Below are 15,281 nucleotides of genomic sequence, written 5' to 3' on the forward strand. Positions count from 1 at the left end.
CCTCCATTAGCCTTGTGTCGCGTAGTAAGTTTCGCCTGCTGCGGCTTTGGCGCGTAGGCCGTCTGTAACCTGGTAGAGTGGTCCGAGAGCTGCGTACTGGTCGGCCAAGGCGACATATTCAGCCAAGCCCATGCTATCGAGGTAGCGAAATACCCCGCCACGGAACGGTGGAAAACCTAAACCATAAACCAAGGCCATGTCTGCCTCTCCGGGGCTCTGCACAATGCCTTCCTCTAAGCAACGCACCACTTCGTTAATCATCGGAATCATCATCCGGGCAATAATTTGCTGGCTGCTGTAATCTTGGCTTTGCGGGCTGAGTGCCGTGAGTAGCTGATAAGTACTTGGGTCGGCATCTTTTTTGGGTTTACCTCTTTGATCTTTGGTATAGGCATAGAAACCCAATCCATTTTTTTGACCAAAGCGTTGCGCCTGATACATTAGATCAATGGCATCTTCGCCGACTTTGCTCATTCGCTCAGGAAAACCCTCGGCCATCACCGCACCGGCGTGGTGGCCTGTATCAATCCCCACAACATCTAATAAGTAAGCGGGGCCCATTGGCCAGCCAAATTGTTTTTCCATGATCTTATCTACTTTGACAAAATCTGCGCCATCTTGAATGAGGCGGCTAAAGCCAAAAAAGTAGGGAAATAACACCCGATTAACAAAGAAACCCGGGCAATCATTGACTACCACCGGGGTTTTCCCCATCTTGGCTGCATAGGCCACCACACTGTCGATGGTTGCTTGCGAGCTGTGTTTGCCACGGATCACTTCTACCAGTGGCATGCGATGTACTGGATTGAAAAAATGCATCCCACAGAATTTGTCTGGGCGACAGAGATTGTCAGCTAACAAAGAGATTGGAATGGTTGAAGTATTTGAAACAATGATGGTGTTTTCACTCACATGTTGTTCTACTTCTTTGAGTACCGCTGCTTTGATTTTGGGATTTTCAACCACCGCTTCTACCACAATATTGCTATTCGCGAGCGATTGGTAGTTTAAACTCGGTTGAATGGCCGATAGAACCTTAGCCATTTTTAGGCCATCAATGCGACCGCGTTCCAGTTGTTTATTGAGTAATTTGCTGGCTTCGTTCATGCCTAAATCTAAAGCCGCCTGATTGATGTCTTTCATTACTGCGGGTACACCACGACTGGCACTTTGGTAGGCAATACCGCCCCCCATAATACCTGCACCGAGTACCGCTGCTTGCTCAATTCGCTGGGCGTTTTTACTGGACTTCTTGGCCAAAGCTTTAAGCTGTTGATCGTTTAAGAAGATACCAACCAATGCTTGCGCGACATCCGATTGAGCCAAACCGATGAAGTTTTTGCCTTCTAGCGCTAATGCTTCTGTACGTTTAAAACTGGCTGCTTTTTCAATGGTCGAGACTGCAGTCATGGGAGCAGGGTAGTGAGGTCCGGCTTTGGCCATCACCAACCCTTTGGCACAGTTAAAGCTCATCATTGCTTCAACTTTATTTAAATTGAGTGGACTGAGCTTTACTTGGCGTCGCTCTTGCCAATCAATTTTGCCGGTAATTGCATCTTCAAGCATACTCAAAGCGGCTGATTTGAGGTTATCGGGGTGAACCATCGCATCAAGTGCAGCAAATTTGAGTGCTTCGGCAGCCTTATAAGTTTTACCGGTGGTGATCCATTCCATGGCGTTATCGGCACCAATCACCCGTGGCAATCGCACGGTGCCACCAAAACCCGGCATAATACCCAGTTGAGTTTCTGGCAGACCGATGCTGGCGTTACTGTCAGCAACCCGCAAGTCGGTAGCAAGAATGAGCTCACAACCACCGCCTAGCGCAAAGCCATTAATTGCCGAAATAGTTGGCACATTAAGATCTTCTAAGGCGTTAAAAATATCATTTGCTTTGGTGAGCCACGCGGCGAGTTCAGCCTCGGGAAGCGCAAATAAGCCTAAGAACTCGGTGATGTCAGCGCCCACGATGAAGCTATCTTTGCTCGAGCTGACTAATAAGCCTGTTAATTCACTTTGTTGCTGCAAGGTCTCTATCGCTTCTGCTAAAGAGATTAACGTGCTGCGGTCTAATTTATTGACACTTCCTTTGTTGGCATCGAATGTTAATTCAGCGATGCCAGCGGCAATATAGCGAACACTCAGGTTCTCGCCTTGATATATCATTCTGCTCTCCTTGTTGCTGATGTACATAGCACCAGTTTTGTGTAGGGACTAGAGGTTAAATATGTAATCAAGTTGTTACTCAAACATTAAAGCAAATATAACACTCATTTTAAACACTTGTTTGATAATTTGTTGTTTGTGGCACAAAAGGTCGCTGTAAACACGAGTAAATAAAATTAAGTCATGCTAAATTAAATGCTCTAGATCCAACTATGTTTGTGTTAAATGCGCTATAACTAACAAGCTAACTAATAGTCGTAGGGAGAGTGTAATGCCAACTATTCAACAACTGTTTACCCAGCATATAGAGCAGTTACAGTTGCGGGTTGCCGATGTATTAGAGCGCGAGCAATTAGAGGCTTTAATCATTCACTCTGGCTATCCTTTGCGAATTTTTTTGGATGATCAGCATTACCCTTTTCAAACCAATCCTCACTTTAAACATTGGTTGCCTTTAACCGAGCATCCGCATTGTTGGTTAGTGGTCAACGGTGTTGATAAGCCGACGCTGATTTATCATCAAGCGAGCGATTACTGGCATAAGGCTACTTCCAGCCCTAGTGGATTTTGGGTCGACTTTTTTGACATCCGAGTGATGAAGCATCCACAAGATATCGAGCCTTTTTTGCCGAAACAACGACAACGCTGCGCCTATATTGGGGAGCATCCTGAATTAGCCGAAGCTTTGGAAATTGGTGAACGCAATCCAGAGTTGGTTTTAAATTACTTACATTATTACCGTGCTTATAAAACTGATTACGAGTTAGAGTGTATTCAGGAAGCGAATCATCGTGCGGTGAAAGCGCATCTAGTCGCCAAGGAGCTGTTTTTGGCGGGTGCATCAGAATTTGAAATGAACTTGGCTTACCTCTCAAGCTTAGGGCGAGGTGAGCACTCACTTCCTTACGCTAATATTATAGCTTTAAATGAAAACGCCTCCATATTGCATTACACCGCTTTAAGTGCCAGTAAGTTAGCCGAGCAAAAACGTTATTCATTGTTAATTGACGCGGGGGCCGAGTACCGCGGCTATGCTGCCGATATCACCCGCAGTTATGCTTATAGAAAAGGTTTATTTGCAGAGCTGGTGCTGGAAATGGATATATTACAACAATCGCTGGTGAACGATCTGAAACCGGGTTATCGCTATACCGATTTACACCTTAAAGCGCATCGTAAATTGGCCAAATTGCTGGTGGATTTTGAATTTGTTTATTGTAGTGCCGCAGCAGCTGTTGAAACGGGAATTACCCGTTGTTTTTTTCCTCACGGTTTGGGCCATCACCTTGGTTTACAAGTGCACGATGTGGGCGGTTTGATGCAAGATGAAGATGGTACGGTACTCGCGGCTCCAACTCTCGATCCCTTTCTGCGTTGTACCCGCATGCTGGAACCTCGACAAGTACTGACAATTGAGCCTGGTCTTTATTTTATCCCTTCTTTATTAGCCGAATTGGCTGAATCTGAGCACACTCGCTTGATTAATTGGTCTCGGGTTGATGAAATGCGCCGCTTTGGTGGGATCCGTATCGAAGATAATGTGGTAATTACCGCGTTGAGTTGTGACAACTTAACGCGTGCGGGCAATTGGAGTTAAACATTCAAACTGATAGTTATTTACGTCCCTCGCAGTTGGTAAGCCGAGAACAAGAAATTAAGCGTAGTCGTTTTATTAGTATTATCGCGCCAGTAGCGGATCGTCGGCAGGCCCAACAACAGCTTGCTGAGATAAAGTCGCAGCATCTTCAGGCGCGTCATCATTGCTGGGCGTTTATTGCCGGCCATCCTCTGGATTCTCAGTGCTTAGGTTTTAGTGATGATGGAGAACCTTCTGGTACCGCGGGAAAACCGATGTTAGCGCAGTTACAAGGCAGCGGCTTAGGCCAAATATTATCGGTGGTGGTTCGTTATTCTGGAGGCATCAAGTTGGGGACTGGGGGCTTAGTCAGGGCTTATGGTGGTGGCGTACAACAAGCATTAAAATTACTGCAAACTGAACCCGTAATTGCTTGTGGATGTTGTGATCTAGAATTTGATTACGCCTTTACGACTCAAGTAGAAATGTTGCTGAATAAGGTTCAAGGGGTAAAACTGGAGACCGAATTTAGCAATCAGGCAAAAATGCAGGTGAGTTTACCAATCAGTGAATATGCTGGATTTAAACAACAGCTGATTAATTTATCGAGTGGGCAAATTGTCGTGACTAAGCTACGTGCTTAAGTTGTCATAGGTGATGCTTTACTTCAAGATATACAGCATTATCTCAATCTAATAAGAGAAACAATACCGATGCAAATCAGGGCGATAGTTAGGATCGTCGGATTACTTGTGATGCTATTTAGCCTCACCATGATTATTCCGGCCGTTGTCGCTGCGGTATATAAAGACGGTGCCGGTAAAGCCTTTATGGCTGCTTTTGCTATCTGTATTAGCGCTGGGTTTCTATTATGGTTTCCACAGCGGCAACAAAAAACAGAGCTAAAGGCTAAAGAAGGCTTTCTAATTGTGGTGTTGTTTTGGACGGTGTTGGGGAGTGTTGCGGCCTTACCTTTTATCTTGTCCGAACAGCCAAATATGAGTATCACCGATTCTTTCTTTGAATCGTTCTCTGGGCTCACGACCACCGGCGCGACAGTTATTGTCGGGATTGAATATTTGCCGAAAGCGATTTTGTTTTACCGGCAAATGCTGCAATGGTTAGGAGGGATGGGGATCATCGTTTTGGCAGTGGCTGTTTTGCCGATCCTCGGTGTTGGAGGAATGCAGCTTTACCGCGCGGAAATTCCTGGTCCAGTCAAAGATAAAAAAATGACCCCGCGGATCGCCGAGACCGCCAAGGTGCTTTGGTATATCTATTTATTTTTAACGGTGAGTTGTGGGGTCGCATTCTGGCTGGCCGGAATGTCAATATTTGATGCCGTTTGTCATGCTTTTTCAACTATCGCGATTGGTGGGTTTTCTACGTATGATGCTAGTTTAGGGCATTTTGACAGCGCCTTAATTAATACCATCTGTGCGGTATTTTTAATTATCTCGGGGATTAACTTCTCGCTGCATTTTGCGGCCATCAACAGTAGAAGCATTACTTTTAAATACTATTTTCTCGATCCCGAATGCCGCGCCTTCTTCTTTATACAAATTTGTTTAACTTTAGTGTGTTTTGCAGTGTTACTGGGTCAACAAGTTTATGATTCAGCAGCATTTGCCTTAGACCAAGCTTTTGTTCAATCGGTCTCTATTTCTACAACCGCTGGGTTTACCACCACCAGTTTCTCTGAGTGGCCGCTGTTCCTACCCGTGTTATTAGTTTTTTCTAGCTTCATTGGTGGCTGTGCGGGTTCTACTGGCGGGGGACTCAAAGTGATTCGGGTTTTCTTATTGAGTTTACAAGGCATGCGTGAGTTAAAGCGTTTGGTACATCCTCGTGCGGTCTACCAAATTAAATTGGCCAATAAGGCGCTTCCTGACCGAGTATTAGAAGCGGTCTGGGGATTCTTTTCTGCGTATGCCCTCGTGTTTGTGATCTGTATGTTGTCATTGATAGCGGCGGGGATGGACGAGTTATCGGCGTTTTCAGCGGTGGTCGCCTGTTTGAATAACTTAGGCCCTGGTCTGGGTCAAGTCGCGGTACACTACTCAGATATTACCGATGCCAGTAAGTGGGTATTGTTGATTGCTATGTTATTTGGTCGCTTAGAAGTGTTTACCTTATTAGTACTATTCACTCCGGTTTTTTGGAAAAGTTAGTCATGAAATTATTGGTGTTATATTCAAGTTGTGAGGGTCAAACCTTAAAAATTGCTCAGCATATCGTTGCCCAACAAGCCGAGCCAGATGTTCAGGTCGACTATGTCTCACTTGACCAGAGGACAAGCTGGCCAGATCTCAGTCAATACACCAAGGTTCTGATTGGTGCCTCAATCCGTTATGGTAAGTTTCGTCCGCAGTTGTTTGAATATCTGGCGACCTATCAAAAGTCGCTGGCAAAAATGCCGGTGGCTTTTTTTGGTGTATGTCTAACGGCTCGTAAACCAGAAAAGAGTCGTCCGGAAACCAGCGTCTATATGCAGAAGCTAAATCACAATGCCGCTTGGATGCCAAATTTGCAGGCGATATTTGCAGGCGCGCTGCTTTATTCACGTTATAACTGGTGGCAGACTCTCATTATCCAGTTGATCATGAAAATAACGGGTGGCAGTACCGATACTAGTCAAGATATAGAGTTAACCGATTGGGCAAAGGTTAATCAATTCTCCATTTTGTTTGGCAAGCTGAGTAATAAAAGCGCAAGTTGATGGTTTTTTGTAAGCGGCTGTATAAGCTTTGAGCAGTTAAACAAAAAACTGTGATTTTCTTCAAAAAAGGCTTGCACCGTAAGCGCGGATCCCTATAATGCGACTCCACTGACACGGCGGGCAGCACGCAATAGCGCAGCAGCAAGCGGTCAGGGTTGGTAAGGCCTGAGGCTTTATCAGCGGCGGTTAAACGCTTCAAACTTTCCTTAGAAAAGTTCTTCGGAAAAGATTGAAGAAAGCGGTTGACAGTCACCGAGGATGGCGTAGAATGCGCACCTCGCTTCGCAAGAAGCAACGCTCTTTAACAATTTATCAAGCAATCTGTGTGAGCACTCACAGAGCACTAAGCGAAAAAAATTAGCTTAAGTGGACTGGAGTGACACACTGTTTTAACAGTAATAATTTCAGTATTTACTTTGAGCGAAAGAACTTTGATTGAAGAGTTTGATCATGGCTCAGATTGAACGCTGGCGGCAGGCTTAACACATGCAAGTCGAGCGGTAACATTTCTAGCTTGCTAGAAGATGACGAGCGGCGGACGGGTGAGTAATGCTTGGGAATATGCCTTTACGTGGGGGACAACAGTTGGAAACGACTGCTAATACCGCATAATGTCTTCGGACCAAAGGAGGGGACTCTTCGGAGCCTTTCGCGTAGAGATTAGCCCAAGTGGGATTAGCTAGTTGGTGGGGTAATGGCTCACCAAGGCGACGATCCCTAGCTGGTTTGAGAGGATGATCAGCCACACTGGGACTGAGACACGGCCCAGACTCCTACGGGAGGCAGCAGTGGGGAATATTGCACAATGGGCGAAAGCCTGATGCAGCCATGCCGCGTGTGTGAAGAAGGCCTTCGGGTTGTAAAGCACTTTCAGTTGTGAGGAAGGCAATATGCTTAATACGTATATTGTTTGACGTTAGCGACAGAAGAAGGACCGGCTAACTCCGTGCCAGCAGCCGCGGTAATACGGAGGGTCCGAGCGTTAATCGGAATTACTGGGCGTAAAGCGTACGCAGGCGGCTTTTTAAGCCAGATGTGAAATCCCCGGGCTCAACCTGGGAATGGCATTTGGAACTGGGAAGCTAGAGTTTTGTAGAGGGTGGTAGAATTTCAGGTGTAGCGGTGAAATGCGTAGAGATCTGAAGGAATACCAGTGGCGAAGGCGGCCACCTGGACAAAAACTGACGCTCATGTACGAAAGCGTGGGGAGCAAACAGGATTAGATACCCTGGTAGTCCACGCCGTAAACGATGTCTACTAGTTGTCTGTGGGTTTAACCCGTGGGTAACGCAGCTAACGCATTAAGTAGACCGCCTGGGGAGTACGGCCGCAAGGTTAAAACTCAAATGAATTGACGGGGGCCCGCACAAGCGGTGGAGCATGTGGTTTAATTCGATGCAACGCGAAGAACCTTACCTGCCCTTGACATACTAAGAACTTTCCAGAGATGGATTGGTGCCTTCGGGAACTTAGATACAGGTGCTGCATGGCTGTCGTCAGCTCGTGTCGTGAGATGTTGGGTTAAGTCCCGCAACGAGCGCAACCCTTATCCTTATTTGCCAGCACGTGATGGTGGGAACTCTAGGGAGACTGCCGGTGATAAACCGGAGGAAGGTGGGGACGACGTCAAGTCATCATGGCCCTTACGGGCAGGGCTACACACGTGCTACAATGGCATGTACAGAGGGATGCGAACTCGCGAGAGCAAGCGGACCCCAGAAAGCATGTCGTAGTCCGGATCGGAGTCTGCAACTCGACTCCGTGAAGTCGGAATCGCTAGTAATCGTGGATCAGAATGCCACGGTGAATACGTTCCCGGGCCTTGTACACACCGCCCGTCACACCATGGGAGTGGGCTGCAAAAGAAGTGGGTAGTTTAACCTTCGGGAGGACGCTCACCACTTTGTGGTTCATGACTGGGGTGAAGTCGTAACAAGGTAGCCCTAGGGGAACCTGGGGCTGGATCACCTCCTTATTATGAACGTTTATGTTTTGTGACGTGTTCACACAGATTGCTTGATAGAAAGTAGAGAGAAGTTGACACCTGTTTAGGTCTGTAGCTCAGCTGGTTAGAGCGCACCCCTGATAAGGGTGAGGTCGGCAGTTCAAGTCTGCCCAGACCTACCAAGGTGCAACTTTAGTAAGAAATGGGGCTATAGCTCAGCTGGGAGAGCGCCTGCCTTGCACGCAGGAGGTCTGCGGTTCGATCCCGCATAGCTCCACCACTTCTTACCTAAAAACCAAAGATAAGTCGCCAAAAGATGGCCATTTAGCTTTGGTTTTTTTGTGAACCAATGCTCTTTAACAATTTGGAAAAGCTGATAAAAAAATATCTCAAAAATACGAGTGAAATAACAAGTGTTTTTGGTATTCAAAAAATAAGGTGATCGTACTCGAGTGGCAGGATTTATACAGCCTGACCATTCAAGTGATTTAAGCGACAACATTTAGGTGTTGTATGGTTAAGTGACTAAGCGTATACGGTGGATGCCTTGGCAGTCAGAGGCGATGAAGGACGTGTTAATCTGCGATAAGCCATGTTGAGTCGATAAAAGACGCAATAGACATGGATTTCCGAATGGGGAAACCCACTGCATTTTATGCAGTATCGTAACGTGAATACATAGCGTTGCGAGGCGAACCCGGGGAACTGAAACATCTAAGTACCCGGAGGAAAAGAAATCAACCGAGATTCTGGTAGTAGCGGCGAGCGAACCCGGATTAGCCCTTAAGCTTCTTATAATTTAGTGGAACAAGCTGGAAAGTTTGGCCGTAGCGGGTGATAGCCCCGTACACGAAAGGTGATTTGAAGTGAAAACGAGTAGGACGGCACACGTGATATGTTGTCTGAATATGGGGGGACCATCCTCCAAGGCTAAATACTCCTGACTGACCGATAGTGAACCAGTACCGTGAGGGAAAGGCGAAAAGAACCCCTGTGAGGGGAGTGAAATAGAACCTGAAACCGTATACGTACAAGCAGTGGGAGCCTCTTTGAGGGGTGACTGCGTACCTTTTGTATAATGGGTCAACGACTTAATTTCAGTAGCAAGGTTAAGCGAATAGCGGAGCCGTAGGGAAACCGAGTGTTAACTGCGCGCATAGTTGCTGGGATTAGACCCGAAACCCGGTGATCTAGCCATGGGCAGGTTGAAGATTGGGTAACACCAATTGGAGGACCGAACCGACTAATGTTGAAAAATTAGCGGATGACTTGTGGCTGGGGGTGAAAGGCCAATCAAACCGGGAGATAGCTGGTTCTCCTCGAAAGCTATTTAGGTAGCGCCTCGGACGAATACTAGTGGGGGTAGAGCACTGTTAAGGCTAGGGGGTCATCCCGACTTACCAACCCTTTGCAAACTCCGAATACCACTAAGTACTATCCGGGAGACACACGGCGGGTGCTAACGTCCGTCGTGAAAAGGGAAACAACCCAGACCGTCAGCTAAGGTCCCAAAGTCATAGCTAAGTGGGAAACGATGTGGGAAGGCTTAGACAGCCAGGATGTTGGCTTAGAAGCAGCCATCATTTAAAGAAAGCGTAATAGCTCACTGGTCGAGTCGGCCTGCGCGGAAGATGTAACGGGGCTAAGCTATGCACCGAAGCTACGGGTACTTGCTTTGCAAGTGCGGTAGAGGAGCGTTCTGTAAGCCGTTGAAGGTGAATCGTAAGGTTTGCTGGAGGTATCAGAAGTGCGAATGTTGACATGAGTAACGATAAAGGGGGTGAAAAGCCCCCTCGCCGAAAGACCAAGGTTTCCTGTTCAATGTTAATCAGAGCAGGGTGAGTCGGCCCCTAAGGCGAGACTGAAAAGTGTAGTCGATGGGAAACAGGTTAATATTCCTGTACTTCGTATAATTGCGATGGGAGGACGGAGAAGGCTAGGCCAGCGCGGCGTTTGGTTGTCCGCGTTTAAGGTTGTAGGCTGGACACTTAGGAAAATCCGGGTGTCTAAGGCTGAGGATTGATGACGAGTCACTAAGGTGATGAAGTGGTTGATGCCCTGCTTCCAGGAAAAGTCTCTAAGCTTCAGATTATACGAAACCGTACCCCAAACCGACACAGGTGGTTGGGTAGAGAATACCAAGGCGCTTGAGAGAACTCGGGTGAAGGAACTAGGCAAAATGGTACCGTAACTTCGGGAGAAGGTACGCTGCTGTTGGTGATGGGACTTGCTCCCTGAGCTGACGGCAGTCGCAGATACCAGTTGGCTGCAACTGTTTATTAAAAACACAGCACTGTGCTAAATCGAAAGATGACGTATACGGTGTGACGCCTGCCCGGTGCCGGAAGGTTAATTGATGTGGTTAGCGCAAGCGAAGCTATTGATCGAAGCCCCGGTAAACGGCGGCCGTAACTATAACGGTCCTAAGGTAGCGAAATTCCTTGTCGGGTAAGTTCCGACCTGCACGAATGGCGTAATGATGGCCAAGCTGTCTCCACCCGAGACTCAGTGAAATTGAAATTGCCGTGAAGATGCGGTGTACCCGCGGCTAGACGGAAAGACCCCGTGAACCTTTACTACAGCTTGACACTGAACATTGACCCTACATGTGTAGGATAGGTGGGAGGCTTTGAAGCGTTGTCGCTAGATGATGTGGAGCCGACCTTGAAATACCACCCTTGTAGTGTTGATGTTCTAACGTTGTCCCGTTATCCGGGATGCGGACAGTGTCTGGTGGGTAGTTTGACTGGGGCGGTCTCCTCCCAAAGAGTAACGGAGGAGCACGAAGGTTGGCTAAGTACGGTCGGACATCGTACGGTTAGTGCAATGGCATAAGCCAGCTTAACTGCGAGACAGACACGTCGAGCAGGTACGAAAGTAGGTCATAGTGATCCGGTGGTTCTGTATGGAAGGGCCATCGCTCAACGGATAAAAGGTACTCCGGGGATAACAGGCTGATACCGCCCAAGAGTTCATATCGACGGCGGTGTTTGGCACCTCGATGTCGGCTCATCACATCCTGGGGCTGAAGTCGGTCCCAAGGGTATGGCTGTTCGCCATTTAAAGTGGTACGCGAGCTGGGTTTAGAACGTCGTGAGACAGTTCGGTCCCTATCTGCCGTGGGCGTTTGAGAATTGAAGGGAGCTGCTCCTAGTACGAGAGGACCGGAGTGGACGAACCGCTGGTGTTTGGGTTGTTATGCCAATAGCATTGCCCAGTAGCTACGTTCGGAACTGATAACCGCTGAAAGCATCTAAGCGGGAAGCAGGCCTTGAGATTAATTCTCACTAGGACTTTAAGTCCTCTGAAGGGCCGTTGGAGACTACAACGTTGATAGGCAAGGTGTGTAAGTGCTGTGAGGCATTGAGCTAACTTGTACTAATTACCCGTGAGGCTTAACCATACAACACCTAAAGGGTGTTGCTTATAGATACTTTATTTTAGAACCAAGAGTGCTTGTTAGGCTCGTGGGATATGTCAGTTTTTTCGAATGTTAAAGACAACAAGTTTTTGCCTGGTGGCAATAGCGTTGTGGAACCACCTGAACCCATGCCGAACTCAGAAGTGAAACGCAACTGCGCCGATGATAGTGTGGGGTCTCCCCATGTGAAAGTAGGTCACTGCCAGGCACTTATTTTAAAAACCCAGCTATGTGCTGGGTTTTTTTATGTCTGAAATTGCCATGTGAAAGTGGGCTGGATATTGCCAGGCGCCTATTGAGAGAAAGCCTATCTTTACGGATAGGCTTTTTTTATGTCTGGGATTTAGCAATGCTGCATCGCGCAGTTAACGCGAAGGTTTTATTCGTGAGCAGGATGGGACGCTTCGAAAATGTGTGCGTTTTTAGGCCGAAGTCGAAGCGTTTATGCGTGTTCGTATCACCATTTTTATATTTGCTGCATGTGATTTTTAGTGACTCGCTAAATCCTTTGGTACAATAGGGCTTGCATGTTGCTTTTTATCAAGAAAAATATAAATGACCCCACGTTTTACTCGTAATCGTTCGCTTCGCTCATTGCCTCAAATTGCTCAAGATCCGAGTCAATTTATGACTTTATTTAGCGCCGAAGACTACCGCATCAGATTGCTGCAGTTAATCTCTCAGGCTCGTTCTCGAATTTATATTGTGGCTTTATATTTGGAAGATGACTTGGCGGGGCGCTCAGTGATGGATGCCTTATATCAGGCAAAGCAGCAACGACCGGAACTGCAGATTAAGGTGTTGGTTGATTGGCATCGTGCACAACGCGGTTTAATTGGTGAACAACAGGCTCAAGGTAATGCGGCAATGTATCGGGAGTACGCTGCTAAGTATCCCGGCTTAATTGAGATTTCGGGGGTACCTGTAAGCAATCGAGAGCTATTCGGGGTATTACATCTGAAGGGAAGTATCATCGACGATACGATCATTTATAGTGGTGCCAGTATTAACGATATCTATTTAGCTCAGCAGCAGCGTTATCGTTTCGATCGTTACCAATTAATTGGTAACTCAGATCTCGCAAATGCGATGGTTGAATATTTAGAACAAGTACTACTGGCGACTCGTGCGGTGACGAGTTTATCGGTAGCCAATCCAGCCTCAACTCGGTCGCTTAAATCGTCGATCAGGCGTTTACGCTTGTCTTTACAGCGGCAACAGTACCAATTTCACGCTCAACAACTAAATGCGCAGCAACTTGGAATTACTCCACTCATCGGTTTGGGTCGGCGACGCAACTTATTAAATAAAACCATTAAGCTATTAATGTCTAAGGCTAAACAACAGCTTACTATTTGTACGCCGTATTTTAATCCTCCCCGTAGTCTGCGTCGTGAAGTTGCTAAGGCGCTTAGTCGCGGGGTGCGAGTGCACTTGATTGTGGGTGATAAAACAGCCAGTGACTTTTATAGTGAGCCTAGCGAAAAGTTTAAGGTGATCCACGCTTTGCCTTATCTGTATGAAGTAACGCTCCGTAATTTTATTAAGGGCAAGCAAGCATTTTTGGCGAGTGGACAGCTGACCGTGAACGTTTGGCAACATGCTAACAATAGCTTTCATTTGAAAGGATTATGGGTCGATCAACGATATGCCTTACTCACTGGTAATAATCTGAATCCTAGAGCTTGGAATCTGGACTTAGAGAATGGCTTGTTAGTGGATGATCCACATGCTTTACTCGAACATCAGCGTCAGCAAGAACTACACAATATTCTGCAACATACTCAGCCAATTACTACACTGGCAGATATCGAGTCGCTTAATGATTACCCGAAACCAGTCAAACGTTTGCTGAAACGAATTGGCCGGGTGAAAGCCGACAGCCTACTCAAACAAATCTTATAAATAACAATGCCCAGCAAGATGCTGGGCATTACATAAAAAGCGTTGGGTGTCAGCGCTTAACTAGGGAAAGAAAAGTTAACACCTTCTCTTATCGATGAAGAAGGCCAGCGTTGAGTGATGGTTTTACGTTTGGTATAAAACCGCACGGAATCTGGGCCATAGGCATGTAAATCACCAAACAATGAACGTTTCCAGCCCCCAAAGCTGTGATATGACACAGGAACGGGCAGTGGAACGTTAATCCCGACCATTCCTACTTGAATGTTGTCCGAGAAATAGCGTGCCGCTTCACCGTCACGGGTATATAAACAAGTCCCGTTTCCGTATTCATGTGCATTAATTAAGTCCATGGCTTGTTGCATGTCATCAACTCGTACCACACATAATACAGGTCCAAAGATCTCTTCTTGATAGGCTTGCATGGCGGTGGTTACGTGGTCGATCAGAGTCCCCCCAACAAAGAAGCCTTTTGGATAACCACTCACCTGTGGGTTACGGCCATCAACTACTACGGTGGCCCCTGCTGCTTCTGCGCTGCTAATATACATCTGTACTTTATCGCGTTGTTGCTCGGTGATTAATGGGCCAAAGTCATTTTCTTGGTCAGAATATGCGCCGACTTTCAAACCTTGCATTGCTTCGGATAGCCCTGCCACTAACTTGTCTGCGACTTCATCGCCCACAGCAACTGCTACCGATAAGGCCATACAGCGTTCGCCTGAAGAACCAAATGCAGCCCCTAACAAAGAGTTCACGGCATTCTCTAGATCAGCATCAGGCATTACGATTGCGTGATTTTTTGCCCCGCCAAGGGCTTGGCAGCGTTTTCCATTTGCAGTCGCAGTACTGTAAATGTATTCCGCAATTGGGGTTGAACCGACAAAGCTTACCGCGGCAACTCGTGGGTCGCTTAATAGTGTATCAACCGCTTCTTTATCGCCATTCACGACATTGAATACACCAGCTGGTAAGCCTGCTTCGTGTAGTAATTCGGCAATGAATAAGGTGACGGATGGATCGCGTTCCGAAGGCTTTAATACAAAGGTATTGCCACACATCAGCGCCATAGGGAACATCCACATTGGCACCATCATTGGGAAATTAAATGGGGTTATACCAGCCACAACACCGAGTGCTTGGAATTCACTCCAAGAGTCGATATTAGGACCAACATTGCGAGAATGTTCGCCTTTGAGTAGCTCTGGTGCGCCACAGGCATATTCAACACATTCAATCCCGCGAGCCAGTTCGCCTTTTGCATCATGCACGATTTTACCGTGTTCTTTGCCGACTAATTCGCAGATCTTGTCTGCATGTTGTTCGAGTAAGGTCTTATAGCGAAACATAATTTGGCAACGTTTGGCTACAGGCGTATTACGCCAAGCTGGAAAAGCGGCTTCAGCGGCTGCGATCGCTTGCTCCACTGTGGCTTTTGGTGCGAGTGCGACTTGACTCGCTACTTCGCCAGTCGAAGGATTATAAACATCCTGTAAGCGAGTATATTCTGACTGGGTTTTACCATTAATTAAGTGACCAATAATAGACATGT

The 15,281-nt window shown here is 47.0% G+C and carries 7 protein-coding genes, 2 tRNA genes and 3 rRNA genes; 10 read left to right on the forward strand and 2 right to left on the reverse strand.

What is annotated here, in order from left to right:
- Positions 1-6 precede the first annotated feature (6 nt).
- Positions 7-2,166 carry a fatty acid oxidation complex subunit alpha FadB gene (gene fadB, locus ACRRSW_RS00080; RefSeq protein ID WP_432455236.1) on the reverse strand — a complete coding sequence of 720 codons (2,160 nt, stop codon included), beginning with the start codon at positions 2,164-2,166 and terminating at the stop codon, positions 7-9.
- 271 nt (positions 2,167-2,437) lie between these two features.
- Here fadB and pepQ point away from each other — a divergent pair, with 271 nt between their 5' ends.
- The 10 genes from pepQ (at position 2,438) to pssA (ending at position 13,732) form a co-directional block, all read left to right on the forward strand.
- Positions 2,438-3,763, forward strand: a complete 1,326-nt coding sequence (gene pepQ, locus ACRRSW_RS00085; RefSeq protein WP_432455235.1) for a Xaa-Pro dipeptidase — start codon at positions 2,438-2,440, stop codon at positions 3,761-3,763.
- Positions 3,754-4,386 carry a YigZ family protein gene (locus ACRRSW_RS00090; RefSeq protein ID WP_432460558.1) on the forward strand — a complete coding sequence of 211 codons (633 nt, stop codon included), beginning with the start codon at positions 3,754-3,756 and terminating at the stop codon, positions 4,384-4,386. Before pepQ ends, ACRRSW_RS00090 begins: the two co-directional genes overlap by 10 nt.
- A gap of 69 nt (positions 4,387-4,455) precedes the next feature.
- A complete protein-coding gene (locus ACRRSW_RS00095) occupies positions 4,456-5,913 on the forward strand; it encodes a TrkH family potassium uptake protein (protein ID WP_432455233.1) in 1,458 nt (485 codons plus the stop codon).
- Between the two features lie 2 nt (positions 5,914-5,915).
- Complete coding sequence (gene hemG / locus ACRRSW_RS00100; protein ID WP_432455232.1) at positions 5,916-6,461, forward strand: menaquinone-dependent protoporphyrinogen IX dehydrogenase; 546 nt, start codon at positions 5,916-5,918, stop codon at positions 6,459-6,461.
- 432 nt (positions 6,462-6,893) lie between these two features.
- Positions 6,894-8,436, forward strand: a 16S ribosomal RNA gene (locus ACRRSW_RS00105).
- A gap of 75 nt (positions 8,437-8,511) precedes the next feature.
- A tRNA-Ile gene (locus tag ACRRSW_RS00110) sits at positions 8,512-8,588 on the forward strand.
- 22 nt (positions 8,589-8,610) lie between these two features.
- Positions 8,611-8,686 (forward strand) — tRNA-Ala (locus tag ACRRSW_RS00115).
- Positions 8,687-8,921: 235 nt separating this feature from the next.
- Positions 8,922-11,809: ribosomal RNA gene (locus tag ACRRSW_RS00120) — 23S ribosomal RNA — on the forward strand.
- A 110-nt stretch (positions 11,810-11,919) separates the two neighbouring features.
- Positions 11,920-12,035, forward strand: a 5S ribosomal RNA gene (gene rrf, locus ACRRSW_RS00125).
- The 16S, 23S and 5S rRNA genes sit together here with 2 tRNA genes alongside, the layout of an rRNA operon.
- A 347-nt stretch (positions 12,036-12,382) precedes the next feature.
- Positions 12,383-13,732 (forward strand): CDP-diacylglycerol--serine O-phosphatidyltransferase, encoded by a 1,350-nt coding sequence (gene pssA, locus ACRRSW_RS00130; protein ID WP_432455231.1) that lies wholly within the window; start codon positions 12,383-12,385, stop codon positions 13,730-13,732.
- A gap of 56 nt (positions 13,733-13,788) precedes the next feature.
- On the opposite strand, the gene ACRRSW_RS00135 is transcribed toward pssA, so the two are convergent.
- A complete protein-coding gene (locus ACRRSW_RS00135) occupies positions 13,789-15,279 on the reverse strand; it encodes a CoA-acylating methylmalonate-semialdehyde dehydrogenase (RefSeq protein ID WP_432455230.1) in 1,491 nt (496 codons plus the stop codon).
- Between the last annotated feature and the right edge of the window lie 2 nt (positions 15,280-15,281).

Origin of the sequence: Agarivorans sp. QJM3NY_25, from assembly GCF_050870875.2 — a bacterium.
GTDB lineage: Bacteria > Pseudomonadota > Gammaproteobacteria > Enterobacterales > Celerinatantimonadaceae > Agarivorans.